Genomic DNA, 21,664 nt, shown 5'->3' on the forward strand with positions numbered 1-21,664 from the left:
TGCATGGAAGGCAGGTGACAGGCATATGCTGCGGATGTTCAGTACCATCAACGGACAGGTTGAGAGTATCGACAAACCGGAGAACGGCTCGTGGTTATGCCTCAGCGACCCCACCGACGTTGAACTGGCCACCGTGTCTCAGGAGACTGGTGTTGATTTGGCCGATTTGCGCGCTCCATTGGATGATGAGGAACGTTCCCGCGTGGATGTCGAGGATGATTACACGATGATCATTGTTGATATTCCTACGGTGGAGGAACGTGGTGGGCGCGACTGGTATGAGACGATTCCGTTGTCGATCATTGTCACGCGTAATATGATCATCACCGTCTGCATGCAGGATACGCCGGTGCTGCATCCTTTCATGGAGGGTACGATTCGTGGCTTCAACACGTTTATGAAGTCGCGCTTCATTTTGCAGATTCTGTACCGCAACGCCACCATGTACTTGCGCTACCTGCGCATCATCGACCGTGAGAGCGACAAGTTGGAATTGAAGTTGCGGCACTCGATGCAGAATCGCGAGATTCTGATGCTGCTTGAATTGAGCAAAACCTTGGTGTATTTCACCACAAGCCTCAAGTCGAATGAAATCGTGATGGAGAAACTCACGACGCTCTCTCGCATTCAGCAATATCCGGAAGACGAGGACCTGTTGGACGATGTCATCATCGAAAATAAACAGGCTATCGAGATGGCGAACATCTACAGTGGCGTTTTGGCGAATATGACCGATGCCTTTGCCTCCATTGTGTCTAATAATTTAAGCAACGTGATGCGTATCTTCACCATCATTTCCATTACCTTGTCGATTCCGACGTTGATCTTCTCCATGTATGGCATGAACTTCCAGGAGGGTATGTTGGGTATGCCTCTGTCGAACAGCCATTGGGGATTCCTGATCGTTGTGGTGATCTCGTTGGCGATTTCCGGTGTGGCCACATGGTTCCTGACTCGTTCACGGTTATTTAAGTAGCGGCGTGCCCGCTCTGTTTGGAAGGTTAAGGTCCATGCGACTGATACGTCGGATTATGGCGGGGGTCTGCGCCGCGATATTGGTGACGGCTTCGTCGGCGTGTGGTGCGGCTATTGCTGTTCATGGTCAGGCGCAGGGGCCGACGATTGCCATCGGCGTGAGCGCGGATGAACCGGGATTGGGTTGGCGTCATGATGGCGTGTATCAAGGTTTTGAGATTGAGGTGGCTCGATATGTGGCTAAGGCGTTGGGGTATGCCAGCAAGCAAATCGTGTTTGTGCCGGTGACGCCTTCCATTCGTAGCGTGATGCTTGACCATGGTGTGGTCGACATGGTGGTGTCTGGCTATCCGATGGACGCGCGGCAAAGTGAGGACGTGGCACTGGCGGGGCCGTATCTGACTGTGGGACAGACGATGATGACCTTGCGTGGCGCATCCGCCAAGGCGGATATCGCGGCGATGGACGGTCGCACGGTATGTGTGGCTCAAGGAGTTGAAGTGGCGCACACCATCCGAGATTCGTATCCGAAGGTGCAAGTGCAGGAACGTGCCACCTATCCGCAATGTGTCACGGCGGTGCTTGCTGGTCAGGCCGATGCCATGGCTGGTGCTGATGTAGTGCTGCAAGGGTTGCGTCAGGCCAATAGCGGCAACGAGTTGCGAGTGTCGTCGAAGGCGTTTGCCACGCAGTGTTATGGCATTGCGGTGCGGCATGACGATACCCAATTGGCGCAAACCATCGACGATATCATCCATGCCATGATCGCCGATGGCTCGTGGGCTAAGTATGCCGAAAGTCTGCAGGAGCGCACTGGTTTGTCGATTACCGATGCGGACACGCCGGCAACCGCCGTTTCTCATAGTGAGTAATGATTGGCGCTGTGTCCAGTTGCGTGGCAATAATCCTTGTTTATGAGTGACACTGAGAATACCACCGCCGCGCAGGTTGACGCGGGCGAGCCGGCATTCCGCTACAATGCGAGCCTGGCTCAGGATATCGAAAGCAAATGGCAGCGTTTCTGGGATGACAAGGGTACCTTCTGGGCTGCCAACGTCAAGGGTGATCTTCGCGATGGCGAGGGTAGGAATGCCGAGGGGCGTGCGCCGTATTTCGTGATGGATATGTTCCCGTACCCGTCCGGCAAGGGTTTGCATGTCGGGCACCCGTTGGGGTATTTGGCGACCGACGTGGTGAGCCGCTACCACCGCATGAAAGGCGAGAACGTGCTGCATGCCATGGGCTATGATGCGTTCGGCCTGCCTGCGGAACAGTACGCGGTACAGACGGGGCAGCATCCGCGCATCACCACCGAGCAGAATATCGCCAATATGCGTCGGCAGCTGCATCGTATGGGATTGAGCTTCGACGACCGTCGTTCGTTCGCCACCATCGATCCGGCGTATGTGCGTTGGACGCAGTGGATTTTCTCTCGTATTTACGATGCCTGGTATGACCCGGATTTCGTTCGTCCCGATGGCGGCAAGGGGTCGGCCCGTCCGATTGCGCAATTGGTCGAGCAGTTCCGTTCGGGCGAGCGTGAGATTCCCGGCGCGCAGGGCCGCGCGTGGGATGAGCTGAGCCGAGCGGAGCAGGCGGATGTGCTGAATGACTATCGTTTGGCGTATATTTCCAAGTCGCCGGTGAACTGGTGTCCTGGTTTGGGTACGGTGTTGGCCAATGAGGAGGTTACGGCCGAGGGACGTTCCGAGCGCGGTAATTTCCCGGTGTTCCAACGTGAATTGCGTCAGTGGTCCATGCGCATCACTGCCTATGGCCATCGTCTGATCGAAGATTTGGACACCATCGATTGGCCAGACAAGGTCAAGCTCATGCAGCGTAATTGGATCGGCGAATCGCATGGCGCGCATGTGCATTTCGCGGTGCCGACCGACCAGGGCGAGCGCGACATGGAGATCTACACCACGCGTCCCGATACGTTGTTCGGCACGACGTTTGCTGTGGTTGCTCCGGAGCATCCGTTGCTGGCCGCTGTGCCGGATTCCTGGCCTGGTGAGGTGCCGGATTCGTGGAAGGGCGGTTGTGCGTCGCCGCGTGAGGCAGTGGAGGCGTATCGTGCCACCTCGCAGGCGAAGACTGCCAAGGATCGTGTTGAGGATGCCGGTGAGAAGACCGGTCTGTTCACGGGTCTGTATGCCATCAACCCGATTACGGGCGCGAAGCTGCCGATTTTCACGGCGGATTATGTGCTGATGGATTATGGTACGGGCGCGATTATGGCGGTGCCGGGCGGCGATCAGCGCGATTATGATTTTGCGGCGAAGTTTGGCCTGCCAGTGGTGTATACGGTGCAGCCGCTGCCGGATTCCGGCGAGGATCTGAGCCAGTATGAGGGCGTGGCGCCGTTTGTCTCGCATGATGGCATAGTCATCAACTCCAGTGTGGAGCATGCTGCGGTGGGCGGCGAGCCGCTGTCGCTCAACGGGTTGCGCGTCGATGAGGCCATCGAGCGGGTGAACGCCTGGCTCGAGCGCCAGGGTATCGGCGAGGGCACGGTATCCTACCGCCTGCGTGATTGGCTGTTCAGCCGCCAGCGCTATTGGGGAGAGCCGTTCCCGATCGTCTATGACGAGGATGGGGTGGCGCATCTGCTGCCGGACGACCAGCTGCCGATTGCTTTGCCGGACGTGCCGGATTACAGCCCGAAGACCTTCGATCCCGATGACGCGCAGTCCAATCCCGAAGCGCCGTTGAGCCGCAACGAGGATTGGGTCAAGGTCACGTTGGATTTGGGAGACGGCGAACGCACCTATTACCGTGACACCAATACCATGCCGAACTGGGCGGGTTCGTGCTGGTATTACCTGCGGTATCTTGATCCCACCGATGCGGCGCATATGGTGGATGCCGATGAGTTCAACTACTGGGTTGGTCCGCGTCATAATGCCACGGCTGGCGAATCCGGCGGCGTGGATCTGTATGTCGGCGGCGTCGAACATGCGGTGCTGCATCTGTTGTACGCCCGTTTCTGGCACAAGGTGCTGTTCGACTTGGGCTTTGTCAGCTCTCCGGAGCCGTTCCACAAGCTGTTCAACCAGGGCATGATCCAGGCGTATGCCTACACCGATGAGCGCGGACAGTACGTGCCGGCGGCGGAAGTCGAGGAGGTGACGGACGCGCAAGGCGAAACGTCCTACACATGGCAGGGCGAGACCGTCAACCGTGAATTCGGCAAGATGGGCAAGAGTCTGAAGAATATCATCACGCCGGATGATATGTACGAAACGTATGGTGCGGACACCTTCCGTCTGTATGAGATGAGCATGGGGCCGCTGGCTGAGTCGCGCCCGTGGAATACGCGCAATGTGGTCGGCGGTATGCGCTTCCTGCAGCGTCTGTGGCGTAACGCGGTCGATGAGCAGACCGGCGAGCTGCAGGTGGCGGATGCTCCGTTGGATGACAAGACGCTGAAGCTGCTGCATAACACCATCGCCGAGGTGACGGTGGAGATGGAGAACATGCGTCCCAATACGGCGATTGCCAAGCTGATTGTGCTGAACAATCATCTGACCTCGTTGCCACAGGTGCCGCGTGCCGCGTTGGAGCCGCTGGTGTTGATGCTGTCGCCGATCGCCCCGCATATTTGCGAGGAATTGTGGTCCAAGCTTGGCCATGAGCAGTCGCTGGCGCATGAACCGTGGCCGCAGGCCGATGAGCGATACGTCGGCCAGGATACGGTTACTGCGGTGGTGCAGATCAAGGGCAAGGTGCGTGCCAAGCTTGAGGTCAGCCCGGATATTGCCGCCGACGAGCTGGAACGCATGGCGTTGGAAGCGGTCGCCGATCGCCTGGGCGGCAAGCCTGCGCGCAAGGTGATCGTCAAGGCGCCGAAGATCGTGTCCATCGTGCCGGCCGAATAAGCCGGTCGGCTGTTCGACCGAATAGTCGGTCAAGCGCTCGGACACGCCGGTGGTCGAGCCTTCGACCACCATGGCGCATGACGCTTGTCATTATGCCCATGATTCCCGCACAGTGGAGTCATGGGCATTGTTTATGGGCATGACACTGGTTCTTGCGCGCAGCGGTTGCAGACCTTGGCGGGTATGCAACCGGGCCGGCGCGCGCAACCTGTAGCTGTGATGCGACGGCGTGCCGTCGTGTGCGCAGAACCTCCGCCGCCACCGATGCCGCCAGCGTCATCGGTGGCGGCATCTGCGTCTGTGTCTGCGTCGTCATCATCGTCGGCTTCGACGCCACGCGAGGGAACTCGGTGTTCCAGTACCGCGCAGGCATTGTCCATGCTGGTGGGAGTACGGCCGCAGGATGCCGAAGGGCGGTATGACAAACCGCGCCATCGTGTGCGTCTCGTCGTCAAACCCATCCACGCGTTGGTGGTGATGCTGGTGCTGACGGTATTGCTCTGCGCAAGTCTCACCATGCTGGTGCAACAGGCGATGAATTTCTCCGTCATGGAGGGCCAGCCGATCGCCGCGAGGAAGGATTCAACAGGGGGTGGCGGCAAAGCAGACAAACGACTCGACGGCTCGTCTCAGGGCAATGGGAACCGGCGTGACACTCACACGGATGATGCGACGGATGCCATGCGTGACGGGCAATCCCATGGACAGACCGCACCATCACTCGTTCCCTCCGATTCCGGTACGCAGCCCGGTCCCTCATCCGCTGATGTGCCATCGGTACCCGAGGCATCCGCACCGTCCTCACAACCGGGATTGGATCTCAATACGGCAAGCGAAAGCGAACTGCAGACGTTGCGTGGCGTCGGCCCGGTAACCGCCCGAGCGATTGTCATGTATCGCAACACCATCGGCCGGTTTACCAGCGTCGACCAGTTGCTACAGGTTGATGGCATCGGTCCAAAAACCTTGGAAAAACTCCGTTCGCAGGTGCATGTGTAATGGCGGCACGGCATACCGACGATTGGTGCGCGGTGGAGCAAGGCAGCCGCGATTGGCGTACGCTGCCGTGCGCACTGGTCATGTGGGCCTCAAGCATACTGGTGCAACAGTGGTATGAGCATACTGGGCATGCCGCTGGTGTTGCTGGCGCAGCGCCGATGTTGTGCGTCGGCACATGGATGCTGGCAGCGTTGGTGGTGGCATGCTGGGTGTGGCGGCGAAGCTCGCGTCGTCTTATGCGCTATGCCGTCGTATGGTGTGTGTTGCTCTGTAGTGCCTCGTTGCTGGGTGGATATGCGGCCAGTGTCAACGCATGGTGGCAGCGCAGCGATGTGGCTGCCGTTGCATCTGACATACAGGAACCGGTGCGGGCGGTAATGCGGCTAGTTACGGCTCCGGTGCGTGCCTCGTCGGGTCGTGGATATTGCCAAGCTCAGACGGCGTTGACTTCGATACGCATCGGCGGACAATCGCGCGCCTCCCACGCACGTGCCGTGCTGTTTGCCGACGAGCCGACCTGTCGGCAGTTGTATACCACGGGGGTGTATGCCGTTAGCGTTACCGTGCGGCCGGCGGAGTACGGCACCGTGCCATGGTGGCTCGTGCAGTCGACGTCATCGCCGGCGGATACCGTACAACGCCTTGCGTCGCCGTCGGGAGTGCAACGCATGGTCGCCGCCATGCAGCATGGCTTGATCGCAGCATGCGCGGGGTTGCCGGACCAGGCCAAGGTGTTGGTGCCCGGACTGACGCTCGGCGTGTTGGGTAGCGATGCCGTGGTGAGCGATGAAACCGTCAGCCGTACTGTCAGTGTCGATGAGGCTTATGCGCAACGCCTCAATATGGCGTTTCGCGATGCCGGCATCATCCATCTCATGGCGGTGTCGGGCGGACATTTTGCCTTGCTGGGTACGTTGGTGCGCCGTGGCGGCGCATGGGTGGGGTTGCCCCGTGGTGTGGTGGAGGCTATGACGGCGTTGGCGTTTGTCGCACTGTCGCGCACCATGATCGCCTCGGATTCGGTGACACGCGCTCTGGTGATGGGATTGCTGGTATGCGGCGCACGTATGATCGGTCGGCGGGCGCAGACGGTGAGTGCGTTGAGCTGGACGGTGATGGCGATGCTGGTATTGCAGCCATGGTTGGCGCGCAGCATGGGGTTTGCGCTGTCATGCGCGGCTGTGTTCGGCATAGCCACGTTGGCCGAGCCGTGGCGCAGGGCGTTGCGGTTGTGGGTCCCGGGACCTGTGGCGGGGGCGCTGTCGGTAACCCTGGCGGCCCAGTGGGCGACGTTGCCGTTACAAGTGATGATGACGCCGCGTTTGCCGCTGTGCTCGATACTGTCCAATATGGCGGTGGCGCCGGTAGTGGACGCGGCCACGGTGTGTGGGCTGGCGGCGCTGGTGTTGGCACCGGTATGGGGATGGGGCGCTCATATGTTGTCATGGATGGCGGGGATGGGCACATCGTTGATGGAACGGTGTGCGTGGTGGTTGGGAGACGCGCGGTTGCCGGCGGTTCCTTGGTCGGGTGGCGTGCGTGGCGCATGGCTGATGGTGGTCGCGCAACTTTTGATATCGGCGATAGCAGCGCTGTTGCGCATCATGACAGTGGTGCGTTGGCGAATGCGTGGCATGGGGCAGGGCCATCCATTGCGTATGCCGTGGTATGCGGCGATGGCGATATGGTGTAAGGAACTGCCGCCGATGCTTGACCAGGCTGTGGACGAGCGTGATTGGCAGATTGCGCTGCCGGCGTTGCGCAGACGACGTCTTGTCCACCAATGGCATCAGAGTGAAGAGTATGGCAACACAGCGAACACTTCCCGCGTCGGTTATCGTGGTGGTGGGGTCAGACCCGTATCTCAACGAGATGTCCCGCCGTGATTGGCAGCAGCGTGCCCGACAGTTGATGCCTGACGCCGACGTCGTGCAATTGGACGCCGCTACCACGTCTCGGTATGCGTTCGATGAGGCGGTCAGTCCGTCGTTGTTGGCTGAATCCTCCATAGTGATGATGGAGAATCTTCAGTTGGCTGATGAGGATTTGACACAGGCGATGGTGTCCTACTGCAAGGATGTGGCGAGCGCAGACGCGCCTTGCGTGGTGATTTGCGGTCATGAAGGCGGCGTGAAGGGCAAGCGGGTATTGGACCAGCTCGCCAAGGCGGGGGCCTATAAGGATCCGGTGCCCGATTTGAAAACCGCGGAGGCGAAGCTCAATTTCGTCATGGCGATGTTCGAGCGGCTGCACCGTCGTGTCGAACCGGCGGCAGCGCAGCAATTAGTCGCGGTGTTGGGGGAGCGTACGGGCGAGTTGGCGGCGATGTGCCGCCAGTTGTGTTTTGATTTTGACGATGATCCCATAACGTTGGCGTTGGTCAACCAGTATTTGACTGGCAACCCGCAGGTTACGGGATTCGCGGTCGCCGATGCCGCATTGGCGGGTCGAACCAGCGAAGCCATCATCACCATGCGTCAGGCGATCGAACAAGGTATCGACCCGATTGCGTTGATCGGCGCATTGGCAATGAAACTGCGCACCCTGGCCAAGGCCTCTGCGGTGAAGTCCGGAGTGATTTCCCAAGCGGAATCCAAGACCAATCCGTACATTCTGCGCAAAAGCATGGCGTTGCTGTCGGGGTGGACGTCCGTTGGTTTGGGCACGTGCATTCAAGCGTTGGCGGATGCCGACGAACAGTGCAAAACCAATGGGGGCGATCCGATATATGCTCTGGAGCAGGCGATTGTATTGATCGGCGCGCGTGGGATACGGCGGTAGTTGGAGGAGTGAAGCGGATGCATGAGCAGACGGTGACGGCAAGTTTTCGAGTGCCGACCGCGCAGGATATGCGGCGGTTGGGCGTTGGTGTGGCCGAATTGGCCAAGGGCGGCGATGTGATGCTGCTGTCCGGCCCGCTGGGAGCCGGCAAAACCACGTTTGCGCAAGGGTTCGGCGCCGGGCTGCATATCGAGGAACCTATTGTGTCACCGACGTTCACCATAGCCCGTGAATTGGATGGCCGTTTGCCTGACGGCAGCGATATGCATGTGGTGCATGTGGACGCCTATCGGCTGGGAGGTAAGGTGTATGCGCCGGGGCAGAACAGCGTCGATCAACTGTTGGATGAGTTGGAGTCGTTGGGATTGGACGAAGTGTTGGAATCTCCGTCGCATAATACGGTGATTCTTATGGAGTGGGGCGAGCAGATGATTGCCGCGTTGGCTCCCGAACGGCTGGAAATTCATGTGGATCGTCCGGTGTGCGTGCCGATGGGCGGCAAGGATGCTGCGTTGGACAGCCAGGATGGTGACGGCCAGGTCGGTCTTCAGGACGCGTTGACGAGCGAGGGCGAACGCATCGTGCGGTGCGTCGGCGTCGGGGCTGCGTGGACCGATCGTGTCCGGCAGTTGGAACGCTGGTATGCCGTGCAAGTCGTGGGCGTCATGTGAGGATTGCGATACGGAACATCGCGCATGCCCTTCATTCTCGGCGTCGGCATGTCATACTGGAGTCATGCAGATCAGACCGGGTTCCATGTATCCGCTGGGTGCCAGCTACGACGGCGCCGGCGTGAATTTCGCGCTGTACTCCCAAGTCGCCGAACGCGTTGAATTATGTTTGTTTGACGAGGCCGGCGTGGAGACGCGCGTGCCCATGACCGAGCAAAATTCTTACGTGTGGCACAATTATTTGCCCGGGATTCAGCCTGGACAACGGTATGGTTACCGTGTCTATGGCCCGTATGATCCCGCGCGGGGTTTGCGTTGCAATCCGCATAAGTTGCTGCTCGACCCGTACGCCAAAGCCATAGAGGGCAATATCGACGGTGATGAAAGCCTGTTTTCCTACTGGTTCGACCGTCCGGACGATATTCATGACATGAATGACTTGGATTCCGCGGCGCATACCATGAAAGCCGCGGTCATCAATCCATATTTCGATTGGGGCAGCGACCGCCATCCCTTCATTCCGTATCACGATTCGGTGATTTATGAGGCGCATGTGCGCGGCATGACCAATCTCAACGCTTTGGTACCGCCGAATTTGCGCGGTACCTATGCCGGTTTGGCGCATCCGGCCGTCATCGAATACCTGCAGAAGTTGGGCGTGACCGCCATTGAGCTCATGCCGATCCATCAGTTCGTCAATGACACGTTCCTACAGGAGCGTGGATTGAGCAACTACTGGGGATACAACACCATCGGCTATTTTGCGCCGCACAACGCCTATTCGAGTTCCGGGCAGCGCGGCGAGCAGGTCAACGAATTCAAGGCCATGGTCAAGGCATATCATTACGCCGGCATGGAAGTCATCCTCGACGTGGTGTACAACCATACGGCGGAAGGCAATGACCTTGGAACCACGCTAAGTCTCAAAGGCATTGACAACCGCGAATATTATCGACTGGTCGACAACGATCCGCAGCATTATTTCGACACTACTGGTACCGGCAATTCGTTGCTTATGCGTTCGCCGCACGCCCTGCAGCTGATCACCGACAGTCTGCGGTATTGGGTGACCGACATGCATGTCGACGGCTTCCGGTTCGACCTCGCGGCCACCTTGGCCAGGCAGTTCCAAGAAGTGGACAAGCTGAGCGCATTTTTCGACATTGTGGCGCAGGATCCGGTGATTTCACGGGTCAAGCTGATTGCCGAACCATGGGATTTGGGATCGGGTGGCTATCAGGTGGGCGGTTTCCCGGCCAACTGGTCGGAATGGAACGGTCGATATCGTGATTGCGTGCGCGATTTCTGGCGTTCGCAGCCCTCGACGTTGCCCGAGTTCGCCAGCCGCCTGATGGGTAGTTCCGACTTGTATCAGGAGAACGGCCGCCGTCCGGTGGCGTCAGTGAATTTCATTACCTGCCATGACGGCTTTACCATGCGCGATTTGGTGAGCTATAACGAAAAACACAATGAGCTCAACGGCGAAGGCAACCGCGACGGCGAAAACAACAACCGTTCATGGAACTGCGGCGTGGAGGGGCAAACCCCCATACGTGACGTCAACGAGCTGCGACAGCGTCAAATGCGCAACATGTTCGCCACGCTGCTGGTCAGCCAAGGTGTACCCATGGTGTGCGGCGGTGACGAGGTGATGCGCACCCAGCAAGGCAACAACAATGCGTATTGCCAGGACAGCGCCATTTCGTGGACCGATTGGAATCTTGATGATGACCAGCGTGACATGCTCGCGTTCGCCACGCGGCTCATCCATTTGCGGCGTGACCATCCCGTGTTGCATCGCCGCCGCTTCTTCACCGGGCGTGAACCCGGCGACGATATGGACACGCTGCCGCAGGTCGAATGGTTCGACCATACGGGTTCCATTATGGATTTGGAAGATTGGCAGGACACGCACGCGCTATCGGTAATGGTGTATCTCAACGGCGGGGACATCCCCGAAACCGATTGGTATGGCAATCGTATGATGGATAATGATTTCTTGTTGTTGTTCAACGCGCATTACGAGCCGATCACCTTCACGCTGCCGGCGGAACAGTACGGGCGGCATTGGAAACTCATCGTGGACACTTCGGATCCGCATGCGCCGGATTTGAACTACGAGGCAGGGTTCACCATCACCGCTCAGTCGCGTAGTTTCCTCATGCTAATGGGTGATGCTCCGCAGCGCGAAGGCGCGATATTGTAGGGCGTGTCTGCACAATGGGCAGTGGGTTGTGCGGCGGGGTTTTGCCGAAGCGAGCGCAAAGCACCGCGCCCATGCGTGTCGTAGTGGATGCAGTGCGTTACAATGGTGCATTGTGCGTGAACGCGCACGACGGGCTGTAGCGCAGTTTGGTAGCGCGCCTGCTTTGGGAGCAGGATGTCGCAGGTTCAAATCCTGTCAGCCCGACCGAAAGGCCCTATTTTCGATTGGAAATAGGGCTTCTTTTGTGTCAAAGCAATCTCAGCATGTCTGCTACGCCGTCGCAAGCATCACACGTGACGATTACACCAAGATTCGACTCCACTATATTGGAGATATCCGCCAATGATGGAGGTTGCACAGATGGGTACGGCGCATATGCTGATGGCTGGGGTGCCGATCGGTTGCTTTATACTTGACGATTCGCCGTTGGCCGGTCTGTTTTACCGCGATGCCGAAGGGCATGGTACTGCAAAGGCTTCATGGTCGCAGAGCTTAACGGTCATCCGATCATGAATATTGATGCGTACCGTCGTGAGACGGTACGCATACCGGTCAAGCCTGATGGCTCCTATGACCTGCCTGCAATCCTTGGCACATTCATGCATGATATGGACGAGATCATTGATAACCATGAATACGATTGGAGCGAGCAGGCGCGGCAATCCATCGCACTATGGGAATCCACTTTCGGGCAGACGGAACGTCACTCGTGGTAGCGTCTCGGCCCGGGATATGGGCATCCATTCATTGAGGAGTTCTTTGACGACCGGCGCAAGATGCTTGATGCGATCAAGACAGCATGGGATCGTTCAGCGGCTTGGGAAAGACGTACTGTCCAAACTAGACAAGAAATGAATTTTATCGTATTCTCAGAAGGGGTATCTGACTGACGATTTCCTCCCATGCATTCGCCGACGAATGGTGGTGCTGGAAATCCGATAGAGGAGGCGTCGATGGTGCTTATTTGGTGTCGCAGAATAGCTGCGTATGTGCTGCGCATAATATTGCCCACATCCTTGCTGTCTCAATTGCTCGGCACCGTCCTTTTCGGCAGATCCGCTCCGGCTGGAATCGGCGGATTTTGGGTTATCTGCGTTTCCGCCGTCGTCGCTTGCTTGATTTCCGTCCTTTCCACGCGTGACGGACGATCGTGGGCGCATCGTATCCTCAAGCTTCAAGTGCTCGATCGAAGTTCGCTTCTTCCCGCGTCGCGGTTGAGAATGGCCGCGCGCGAGGTGGCGCACTTGGTTGACTACATTCTGTTCATTGGATTCCTCCGTCCTCTGTGGAACCGCCAAGGACAGACATTCGCTGATACCATCACGAACACTGTCGTAATCGTCGAGGAATAGATATACCTACGATATCGCAGGTTCAAATCCTGTCAGCCCGCAGGCCTTGTCTTCGCTTCTCGCTTATGCGTCGCCGTTATGCGGCGCGTTGCATAAGCGCGGATTTCATGTATTCGTAACATTCCACGGTTTGCAGCGCGTCGGAGAGCGCGCGGTGTTCTTCCGTGTCGGCGATGTCGAAGCGTTGGATGAGGTCTAGGAGGCGATGATGTCGTTCGCGGGGGTAGAGTGTGCGGCTGATGCGCATGGTGTCGACGAAGTCGTTGGCGAATGGCGTGCCCATGACGCGCATGCCGTGGTCGTAGAGGAAGTTCACGTCGAAGTTGACATTATGGCCGACGATCAGCGCGTCGCGGCCGACCCATTGGAAGAAGTCCGGTAGGACGCGCTCGGCGGTGGGCTGGCCGTCCAGCATGGCGTTGGTGATGCCGGTGAGATTGGTGATGAAAGGATTCAGCGCGCACTGCGGGTCGATGAGCTGCGTGTACCGGTCGACTTCCTTGCCGTCGACCACTTTCACGGCACCGATTTCGATGATGGAGCATGAGTACGGGCTCACGCCGGTGGTTTCCAAATCGAGACAAATGTAGTCATCTGCGGCAATCAGTAGGCTTTGTCCTTTATGGGGCCGTTCCATATCGCTCCTTAGGTCGTGCTTTCCGTATTCTAGCCGAGGGTATGCCTTGCTTGTCTGTGGTTGTGGCTCCGCCATGCGGAAATACCAAGCATGGGCGGCGATGCTGCCGCTAGTATGGAGTGCATGAGTGTCGAAGATACGTCGTTGTCCTTGTGGTCCGCGCCAGTGGCGGCGCATCCGCTGCATGCCACGGTGGCGGTGCCGGGGAGCAAATCGTTGTCGAACCGTTATCTGGTGCTGGCGGCATTGGGCAAGCGTCCGGTCACTTTGCGCGGGCTGCTGCGTTCGCGTGACACTGAGCTGATGATGGATGCGTTGCGCGCATTGGGGGTGCGCTGTCAGGTGGATGCTTCCTGTGAGACGACGGTGGTGGTTACCCCTCCAGCCGACGGCGTGTTGCGCGGCAATGTGGCGGTGTATTGCGGTTTGGCTGGTACGGTGATGCGGTTTGTGCCTGCGCTGGCGTTGTATGCGAATGGCGCGGTGCGGTTTGATGGCGACCGTCAGGCGTACGCCCGCCCTATGGAACCGTTGTTGGATGGTTTGCGTCAGTTGGGGGCGCAGGTTATCTACCATGGCACGCCTGGTTTTCTTCCCTTTACGGTGGTGCCGCCGTCGCCGGAGCATATGCACGCGTTGGCGGAGCGTCACGCGGGAGGCGAGCCTGTGGCGGTGTCGATGGACGCTTCGATGTCGTCGCAGTTTATTTCGGGCATGTTGTTGGCGGCGTCTCGCTTGCCGTTCGCTTTGCGGGTGTGCCATACGGGCGCCCAAGTGCCCAGCATGCCGCATATTCGCATGACGGTTGCGGATATTGCTGCGGCCGGCGGCTCGGTGGCGGTTGACGATACCGCCATGTCGTGGACGGTTGCTCCGGCGGCCCTCCAGTTGCCCGAGCGGGTCGACGTTGAGCCTGACCTGTCGAACGCGGCGCCATTCCTTGGAGCGGCGTTGCTGGCTGGTGGCACGGTAAGCGTGCCGTATTGGCCGGAACATACGACGCAGCCGGGCGGATTACTGCCGAATCTGCTGGCTGACATGGGCGCCGACGTATCGTTTCCGACGCGTGACGGGGTGCGTTACTGCCAGGTACGGGGTAACGGCGTCATTCATGGGTTGGGTACTTGCGATTTGCGGGCGGCGGGGGAGTTGGCGCCTTCCTTGGCGGCGCTGCTGGCGGTTGCCGATGCGCCGACGTCCATAACGGGTATCGCGCATCTTCGCGGTCATGAGACCGATCGCTTGGCGGCGTTGGTGACGGAGATCAGGCGTGTGGGCGGTGAGGCCGAGGAACTGGCCGATGGCATTGCTCTTGCGGGTACGCCTGTATCTAGGTTGCGTGGTGCGACCATGGACACGTATGCGGATCATCGCATGGCTACCTTTGCGGCGATGTTGGGACTGGTGGTTCCCGACATCGTGGTGCGTGATGTGCAGACGACGCGCAAAACACTGCCGGATTTTGTGGACATGTGGTCTGCGATGCTGGCTTCGTAATACGTCGTATTGGATCGTACGTATCACGACCTCACATATCGACCTCGTATACCACGATTCTCAATAGCACGATGCTCATATGCAGCGAGGGGTTGGGCTCTCGTAAGAGTCCAACCCCTCGTCGTGTCGATATCGACTATTGTCTGGAAGCTACCCTATGTCAGCGAGCGAACTCGTTGCCGTAGGAATCCTTGCCGTTCTCCGCGATGGCGGCGGACTTGCGGGCGATGGCCAGCTCTTCGTTGGTCGGGATGACCGCGATGATGACTGAGGAATCCGGAGTGGAGATGATGCGCGGCTCCTTGGAGCGGGTGTCGTTCTTCTCCATATCGATTTTGACGCCGAACGGAGCGAGCTTCTCACACACCTTGCGACGCACGATTTCGTCGTTCTCGCCAACACCAGCGGTGAAGGTGATGACATCCACGCCACCCATCTGAGCGGTGTAGTTGCCGATGTAACCAACGATGCGATGCACGTAGACATCCAGCGCGAGCTTGGCGTCCTCGTTGCCTTCGGCGATGAGGCGATGTACTTCTCGCAGATCGCCGAAGCCGGTCATGCCCATCATGCCGGAGCGCTTGTTGAACAGCGCGTCGAGCTCGTCCACGTTCATGTGTGCGTTGCGGATCAGGTGGAAGACGACGGCCGGGTCGATGTCGCCGGTACGGCCACCCATCATCAGACCCTCAAGCGGGGTCAGACCCATGGAGGTTTCGACGGGCTCACCGGAAACCTCAGCGGAAGCGGAAGCGCCGTTGCCGATGTGCAACACGATCTGCTTGAGTCCTTCGGCGGGCTTGCCGACGATGTCCGGCACCACGGAGGAGATGAACTCGTGGCTGGTGCCGTGCGCGCCGTAACGGCGGATGTGGTACTGCTCGGCGATTTCCTTGTTCAGCGCATAGGTGCTGGCCGCCTTCGGCAGCTGGAAGAAGAAGGAGGAATCGAATACGAAGACCTGCGGCACATCGGGCAGCAGCTCACGCATGACTTCGGCGCCGACGGCTTCCGGGCCGTTGTGCAGCGGGGCGAGCACAGCCAGATCCTTGACCTGGTTGATGGTCTTGTCGGTGACGAGTGCAGGCTTCGGGAAGATGGAACCACCCTGGACGACGCGGTGTCCAACGGCAACGATGCCGGCTTCGGACAGCTTCGGACCGTGCTCTTCGAAGAAGCCGAGCACGCGCTTGAGACCCTGCTCATGATCGTGGATGGGCTCTTCCAGCTCATGCTTGACGCCTTCGAACTCGTGCTTGTAGTGTCCGTCTACCGGTTCGCCAATCTTCTCGACCAGGCCGGAAGCGATGCCTTCGCCGGACTCAAGATCAACCAGCTGATACTTGATGGAGCTGGAACCGGAATTGATGACAAGGACGGTTTGTGCCATGGTGAGCATCCTCCATGTTGTAATCGATGTGCCGAACAAACGGCTTTCCAATAATTCACCATACTCGTCAGCGCCTACAAATGGCACGAATATGGTGCCATCACAGCATCATGCGCGAGGTGATTCGGCTCACACTGTCATAGGTGTGCCTATCAACCTCGCGCATGAACGCGATGGCATGTCTTATATGCGCGCGGCATTGCCGCGGCGACACGTGGTATTACTGCGCTTCGATGGCGGTAAGCGCCACCGTGTTGATGATGTCCTGCACCAACGCGCCACGGCTCAGGTCATTGACCGGACGGTTGAGACCTTGCAGCACTGGGCCAACGGCCAACGCTCCCGAAGAACGTTGCACGGCCTTGTAGCCAATGTTGCCGGCGCATAGGTTTGGGAACACGAAGACGTTGACGTGTCCGGCCACATCGTTGCCCTTGGCCTTGGCGGCGGCGACGGTGGGCGACCATGCCGCATCGAACTGAATCGATCCGACGACGGCCAGTTCGGGAGCCTTGGTCTTGACGATGGCCGTGGCTTCTTCCACCAAGTCAACGTCCGGCCCCTTGCCGGAGCCGAGCGTGGAGTAGGAGAGCATGCCCACCTTGGGTTCCATACCGAATGCCTTGGCGGTTTGCGCCGATTGGATGGCGATGTCCGCAAGCTGTTCGGCGTTCGGGTTGAGGTTGATGGCGCAATCGGCGAAGATGGCGACATGATCTTTGAAGCACATGAGGAAAGCTCCGGAAACCAGCGAGGCATCGGGCTTGGTCTTGATGACCTGCAAGGCGGGGCGCACCGTATTGGCCGTGGAGTTCACCGAGCCGGAAACCAAACCATCGGCCTTGCCGAGCACCACCAGCATGGTGCCGAAGTAGCTGGCGTCGGCCAACTGCTGACGGGCCTGTTCTGCGGTCATGCCCTTCTTGGCGCGTAGTTCGCACAGTTTGGCAATCATGGGTTCGAGCACGGTTTCGTCATCCATGGCCTGGAATGTCGCCTTGTTCAGTGAGGTTAGCCCCAAGGCTTCGCCGCGTGCGAGAATCGCGTCACGGTCGCCTACGATGATCAGGTCGACGATGTCGCGCGCGAGCAGGTAGTCGGCGGCACGGATAATGCGGTCTTCCTGACCTTCAGGCAAAACGATGGTCTTCTTGTCTGACTTGGCCTTGCCCAACAAGCTGTACTGGAAGGCGTACGGCGTGGTGGGCGCGTCGAAGGGGACTCGCAAGGCGGCGAGGATCTCTTCGGCGGGCGCGTGCTTGCGGAAGGTGTCAAGCACGCTCGCTTCGTCGGTGCCATCTTCGGTGGGGAAGTCCATGGCGGGAATCGTCCATACGGGAACCTTGCTGTCGGCGAGAGCCTGCTTGGCGTCGGCGGCTTTCTCGTCCGTGCATCCGGTGATGAAAACGCCGGCGACTTGCGATCCGGCTTCTTCGACCATGGCGGTGCATGCCTGGACGGTGGCCTTGACCTCTTCGCCGTTGCGCGGGATCGTGCATACGGCAAGGAACACGGGAGCCTGCAAATCGGCCGCAACATCGGCGTTGAAAGCGAAGTTGGCCGGGTCGAAAATCGGCGAGGAATCAGTGCCCACGATTACCATGGCGTCTGCCTGGCAGGCGTCCAACGATTCGTGATAGGAGGCGACGATGTCTCCGCGCGCGCCGTCCTTGTCTTCACGCGCTTGGCGCGGGCAGACGCCACGAACGCTGGCGGGGTCTTGTCCAGCGGTGGAAGCCTTGAGCAGTGGCTCGGTCAACGCGGAACGCTTGCAGGCTGCCGGGCGGAATACGCCGGTGTTTCCCACGGATGTCAGGGCGTTGAGCACGCCGTATGCGACGACGTTGCGACCGTTGCCGCCTTCTGGACTGGCGATGTAGACGCTGGTAAGACTCACGATGTCTCCTCTGTATTCATGCTGTGTTGTGTGTGACTGCTTCGTTCACACCATTGCTCATTGTAGTGCGTTATCGTTCACATGCTGTTGGTGTTTCGTGGGTGAGTTGCCACGTTTTCTTTAGGTGCTCCGATAGGTTTTCGTTGGATGAAGTACCGGGTTTTGGTGTCGTGACAGGGTATGAACCATTATCATGTAAGAGGGGATTGTCTCTTGAAACTTGTTTTGCTATATGGTATCTGGCCTGGTATTGGCGCCCGATCCCGTATGTAATATCTGACTTTGTATACGACATCTAATCCAGTATGCAATATTTGACCTGGTTTCGGTGTCCGTTCTGCTGAGTGCCTATTTGGTCTGATATACGAAAAGCCCCGAGACTGTAAGTCCCGGGGCTCATGACCCTTAGGCTAGTAACCGCTCACGCGGGATGGGTCACTCGTTGTCGCCAGCGGTGGCGGCGGTGGCGGTGGACGGCACCCTGCTTGTCGGTCTTCACGTCGGAGTACACCCAGTCGGTGTAATCCGGGTGATCGTAGCCGTTGTCGACCGCGAACTGGAACGCTTCGGTACGGAAGGCTTCCAGCTTCTCGATCTCGCCAGCGTACTTGGCGGCATCGATCATGCGCAGCGCTTCGGCGACGAGCTCGTAACGGTCCATGTCGTTGACGCGAACCATGTCGAACGGCGTGGTCGTGGAGCCCTGCTCCTTGTAACCATGCACGTTGAAGTTGTCGTGGTTCGGGCGATCGTAGACCAAGGCACGCACGTCGTGTGCGTAGGAGTGGTACGCGAACAGCACCGGCTTGTCCTCGGTGAACAGCTCAGCGAACTCCTCATCGGAGAGAGCCTCGTTGTTCTCCTTGGCGGACTGCAGCTTGAGCAGATCCACCACGTTGACGACCTTGAACTTGACGCCCAGCTCGTTGAGCTTGTCGGCGGCAGCCATGACTTCCTGGGTGGGAACGTCACCGGCGGCGGCGAGCACAACCTGCACCTCATCGTTGGACTTGGCGTTGGAGGCCCACTTCCACTCGGCAACACCCTTCTCGAGCTCGGCGCGAGCTTCGTCGAGGGTCAGCCAGGTAGCGGCCGGCTGCTTGCCAGCGAAGATGGCGTTGATCTTGTTGGTGGACTTGTAGCACTTCTCGGCGACGGCCAGCAACATGTTGGAGTCGGCGGGGAAGTAGATGTCAACCACGTGATCGTTGTTGAAGGTCTTGTTCAGCAAGACGGAGGTCACACCCGGATCCTGGTGAGAGAAGCCGTTGTGATCCTGACGCCACACGTGCGAGGAGACCAGCAAGTTCATCGAGGAGATCGGCTTACGCCACGGAATCTCACGAACGGTAGCCTCCAGCCACTTGGCGTGCTGGTTCAGCATGGAGTCAATCACGTGCACGAAGGACTCGTAGGAGCTCCAGATGCCGTGACGGCCGGTGAGCAGGTAGGCCTCGAGGAAGCCTTCCATCTGATGCTCGGACAGCTGCTCGGTGACCTGACCGGTGACGGCCATGTGCTCATCAACCAGCTCGGACAGGTAGCCGGCATCCCACTGCTTGTTGGTTACCTCATAGGCGGCCTGCAGACGGTTGGAAGCGGTCTCGTCCGGTCCGAAGATACGGAACGAATCCGGGTTGTTCTTGATGATGTCGCGGGTGTACACACCAAGACGGCGGGTGGCCTCGAGCTGGCCCCAGCCGTGGCCGTACTCGGCAACTTCCTTGACCTCATACTGGTCGAGCTCAGGCAGCACCAGCTCTTCGCGGATGCGGCCGCCGTTGGCGTTCGGGTTCTGGCCGATACGCAGCTCGCCGGTCGGCATGAAGGCGGTGACTTCCGGCTTCACGGCACCGTTGGCGTCGAACAACTCTTCCGGCTTGTAGGATTCCATCCAGTTCTTGAGAACCTCGAAGTGCTCCTGGGTGTCGCGGGCGGAAGCCAGCGGAACCTGATGAGCACGCCACGAACCCTCGGTCTTCTTGCCGTCGATGAACTTCGGGCAGGTCCAACCCTTCGGGGTGCGGAAGATGATCATCGGGTAGAACGGACGAGTCATGTCGTCGGTCTGAGCCGCGGCCTTGATGTCGCAGATGTCGTCGAAGATGCTCTCGAACAGTTCGGCGAAGCGACGGTGGATCGACATGTGATCCTCATCGTCGAAGCCAGCGACGAACTCGTAAGGCTCGTAACCCATGCCGTGGAAGAACTCATGCAGCTCTTCGTCGGAGATACGGGACAGCAGCGTCGGGTTGGCGATCTTGTAGCCGTTGAGGTGCAAGATCGGCAGGACGATACCGTCGGTGCGCGGGTTGATGAGCTTGTTGGACTGCCAGCCGGTGGCCAGCGGGCCGGTCTCGGCCTCGCCGTCGCCGACGATAGCCGGAACGAACAGGCTCGGGTTGTTCATGACCGCGCCATAGGCGTGGCTCAGGGCGTAGCCCAGCTCGCCGCCTTCGTGGATCGATCCCGGGGTCTCGGGAGCGAAGTGCGAAGGAATACCGCCCGGGTAGGAGAACTGACGGAAGAACTTCTGCAGGCCAGCCTCATCCTTGGTGATGTTCGGGAAGTATTCGGTGTAGGTGCCGTCCAGGTAGGACTGCGCCGTACCGGCAGGGCCGCCGTGGCCCGGACCCATGATGATCACGGTGTTCTGGCCGTGGTCAGCGATGAGACGGTTGATGTGGCCGATGAGGAAGTTCAGGCCCGGGGTGGTGCCCCAGTGGCCCACCAGGCGGTGCTTCACGTCGTCACGGGTGAAGGGCTCCTTCATCAGCGGGTTGCTGCGCAGATAAATCTGGCCGATGGAAAGGTAGTTGGAAGCGCGCCAATACTTGTCGACGCCTTCAAGGGCGGCCTCGGAAACCGGAGCGTCCAGCTTCTTCCAAGGGGTGCCAATAACAGGACTCGTCATGTGTACTCCTGTACTCCTGCACTTTGCAGTGCGATTGGTTATTATCATTCGGTCGTGAGTTGCCGACGAACCATAGCGATTCCGCGGTGTTCCCACGTCCAATCGCTCTTCATGGTACGAGCAGCACACGACGTTTGGCAGGTTTTTTGCATCTGTGTGCGAAAAAGTGATGTAATTGTTTGGAAAAGTTAGCATTTCTCGGGCGTTTTGTTCGCACGCAAAAAACAGCACATCACGCCTGGAACGGCTATATATCAAAGTTTATCAGGATTTTTACCGCAATGTGCGCGTTCGTTTTCAGAGGAATCTGTGCGGCGTGTTGTTTTAGTGAAGGTGCGGGTTTGTTCTCTTCGACCCGTGTAATCGCCGCGGTTGCCAATGTCGGCTCGCCCCGCCACAATAGATACCAATTCATGCCACTATTTGACACCAGTGACGGCCGTCACCAGTGCGATGGGGCAAGC

At 58.8% G+C, this 21,664-nt stretch carries 14 protein-coding genes, 1 tRNA gene and 1 pseudogene; 12 read left to right on the forward strand and 4 right to left on the reverse strand.

The window, feature by feature from the left end; translation table 11 throughout:
- The first annotated feature begins 25 nt into the window (after positions 1-25).
- The 11 genes from AC1AWK_RS03310 (at position 26) to AC1AWK_RS03360 (ending at position 12,865) form a co-directional block, all read left to right on the forward strand.
- Positions 26-976 (forward strand): magnesium transporter CorA family protein, encoded by a 951-nt coding sequence (locus AC1AWK_RS03310; RefSeq protein ID WP_476568095.1) that lies wholly within the window; start codon positions 26-28, stop codon positions 974-976.
- A gap of 34 nt (positions 977-1,010) precedes the next feature.
- Positions 1,011-1,847 (forward strand): transporter substrate-binding domain-containing protein, encoded by an 837-nt coding sequence (locus tag AC1AWK_RS03315; protein ID WP_476568097.1) that lies wholly within the window; start codon positions 1,011-1,013, stop codon positions 1,845-1,847.
- Between the two features lie 42 nt (positions 1,848-1,889).
- Positions 1,890-4,856, forward strand: coding sequence for a leucine--tRNA ligase (leuS, locus tag AC1AWK_RS03320; RefSeq protein WP_476568099.1), 2,967 nt, complete (start codon positions 1,890-1,892; stop codon positions 4,854-4,856).
- Positions 4,857-4,976: 120 nt separating this feature from the next.
- Entirely contained in the window at positions 4,977-5,855 is an 879-nt protein-coding gene (locus tag AC1AWK_RS03325; RefSeq protein WP_476568101.1) for a ComEA family DNA-binding protein, read from the forward strand.
- Positions 5,855-7,741, forward strand: coding sequence for a ComEC/Rec2 family competence protein (locus tag AC1AWK_RS03330; RefSeq protein WP_476568103.1), 1,887 nt, complete (start codon positions 5,855-5,857; stop codon positions 7,739-7,741). The genes AC1AWK_RS03325 and AC1AWK_RS03330 overlap by 1 nt, the downstream gene beginning before the upstream one ends.
- Positions 7,659-8,636, forward strand: a complete 978-nt coding sequence (holA, locus tag AC1AWK_RS03335) for a DNA polymerase III subunit delta (RefSeq protein ID WP_476568105.1) — start codon at positions 7,659-7,661, stop codon at positions 8,634-8,636. The genes AC1AWK_RS03330 and holA overlap by 83 nt, the downstream gene beginning before the upstream one ends.
- A 17-nt stretch (positions 8,637-8,653) precedes the next feature.
- On the forward strand, positions 8,654-9,307 hold the full coding sequence (gene tsaE / locus AC1AWK_RS03340) for a tRNA (adenosine(37)-N6)-threonylcarbamoyltransferase complex ATPase subunit type 1 TsaE (RefSeq protein WP_476568107.1): 654 nt from the start codon (positions 8,654-8,656) through the stop codon (positions 9,305-9,307).
- 64 nt (positions 9,308-9,371) lie between these two features.
- Positions 9,372-11,513 carry a glycogen debranching protein GlgX gene (gene glgX / locus AC1AWK_RS03345; protein ID WP_476568109.1) on the forward strand — a complete coding sequence of 714 codons (2,142 nt, stop codon included), beginning with the start codon at positions 9,372-9,374 and terminating at the stop codon, positions 11,511-11,513.
- Positions 11,514-11,643: 130 nt separating this feature from the next.
- Positions 11,644-11,717: transfer RNA gene (locus AC1AWK_RS03350), tRNA-Pro, on the forward strand.
- A 275-nt stretch (positions 11,718-11,992) separates the two neighbouring features.
- Positions 11,993-12,229: a hypothetical protein gene (locus AC1AWK_RS03355; RefSeq protein ID WP_476568111.1), complete on the forward strand. Its 237-nt coding sequence runs from the start codon at positions 11,993-11,995 to the stop codon at positions 12,227-12,229.
- 237 nt (positions 12,230-12,466) lie between these two features.
- A complete protein-coding gene (locus AC1AWK_RS03360; RefSeq protein ID WP_476568113.1) occupies positions 12,467-12,865 on the forward strand; it encodes an RDD family protein in 399 nt (132 codons plus the stop codon).
- A gap of 76 nt (positions 12,866-12,941) precedes the next feature.
- On the opposite strand, the gene AC1AWK_RS03365 is transcribed toward AC1AWK_RS03360, so the two are convergent.
- Positions 12,942-13,502 (reverse strand): 3'-5' exonuclease, encoded by a 561-nt coding sequence (locus tag AC1AWK_RS03365; RefSeq protein ID WP_476568115.1) that lies wholly within the window; start codon positions 13,500-13,502, stop codon positions 12,942-12,944.
- Between the two features lie 123 nt (positions 13,503-13,625).
- On the opposite strand from AC1AWK_RS03365, the gene aroA reads away from it, so the two are divergent.
- Positions 13,626-14,999 carry a 3-phosphoshikimate 1-carboxyvinyltransferase gene (gene aroA, locus AC1AWK_RS03370; RefSeq protein WP_476568117.1) on the forward strand — a complete coding sequence of 458 codons (1,374 nt, stop codon included), beginning with the start codon at positions 13,626-13,628 and terminating at the stop codon, positions 14,997-14,999.
- A 160-nt stretch (positions 15,000-15,159) separates the two neighbouring features.
- On the opposite strand, the gene AC1AWK_RS03375 is transcribed toward aroA, so the two are convergent.
- From AC1AWK_RS03375 to AC1AWK_RS03385, 3 genes and pseudogenes are all read right to left on the reverse strand, one after another.
- Positions 15,160-16,389: an acetate/propionate family kinase gene (locus AC1AWK_RS03375; RefSeq protein WP_476569577.1), complete on the reverse strand. Its 1,230-nt coding sequence runs from the start codon at positions 16,387-16,389 to the stop codon at positions 15,160-15,162.
- 220 nt (positions 16,390-16,609) lie between these two features.
- On the reverse strand, positions 16,610-18,286 hold the full coding sequence (pta, locus tag AC1AWK_RS03380; RefSeq protein WP_476568119.1) for a phosphate acetyltransferase: 1,677 nt from the start codon (positions 18,284-18,286) through the stop codon (positions 16,610-16,612).
- Positions 18,287-18,721: 435 nt separating this feature from the next.
- Positions 18,722-21,200: pseudogene (locus AC1AWK_RS03385) on the reverse strand (phosphoketolase).
- Between the last annotated feature and the right edge of the window lie 464 nt (positions 21,201-21,664).

The sequence above is a fragment of the Bifidobacterium sp. LH_491 genome (assembly GCF_056356495.1).

Coding starts and splice junctions, on each gene's coding strand:
- AC1AWK_RS03310 (WP_476568095.1), top strand. CDS start 26: ATGCTGCGGATGTTCAGTACCATCAACGGACAGGTTGAGAGTATCGAC.
- glgX (WP_476568109.1), top strand. CDS start 9,372: ATGCAGATCAGACCGGGTTCCATGTATCCGCTGGGTGCCAGCTACGAC.
- AC1AWK_RS03315 (WP_476568097.1), top strand. CDS start 1,011: ATGCGACTGATACGTCGGATTATGGCGGGGGTCTGCGCCGCGATATTG.
- aroA (WP_476568117.1), top strand. CDS start 13,626: ATGAGTGTCGAAGATACGTCGTTGTCCTTGTGGTCCGCGCCAGTGGCG.
- AC1AWK_RS03375 (WP_476569577.1), bottom strand. CDS start 16,389: ATGGCACAAACCGTCCTTGTCATCAATTCCGGTTCCAGCTCCATCAAG.
- AC1AWK_RS03330 (WP_476568103.1), top strand. CDS start 5,855: ATGGCGGCACGGCATACCGACGATTGGTGCGCGGTGGAGCAAGGCAGC.
- holA (WP_476568105.1), top strand. CDS start 7,659: ATGGCAACACAGCGAACACTTCCCGCGTCGGTTATCGTGGTGGTGGGG.
- AC1AWK_RS03365 (WP_476568115.1), bottom strand. CDS start 13,502: ATGGAACGGCCCCATAAAGGACAAAGCCTACTGATTGCCGCAGATGAC.
- tsaE (WP_476568107.1), top strand. CDS start 8,654: ATGCATGAGCAGACGGTGACGGCAAGTTTTCGAGTGCCGACCGCGCAG.
- AC1AWK_RS03355 (WP_476568111.1), top strand. CDS start 11,993: ATGGTCGCAGAGCTTAACGGTCATCCGATCATGAATATTGATGCGTAC.
- AC1AWK_RS03360 (WP_476568113.1), top strand. CDS start 12,467: ATGGTGCTTATTTGGTGTCGCAGAATAGCTGCGTATGTGCTGCGCATA.
- leuS (WP_476568099.1), top strand. CDS start 1,890: ATGAGTGACACTGAGAATACCACCGCCGCGCAGGTTGACGCGGGCGAG.
- AC1AWK_RS03325 (WP_476568101.1), top strand. CDS start 4,977: ATGGGCATTGTTTATGGGCATGACACTGGTTCTTGCGCGCAGCGGTTG.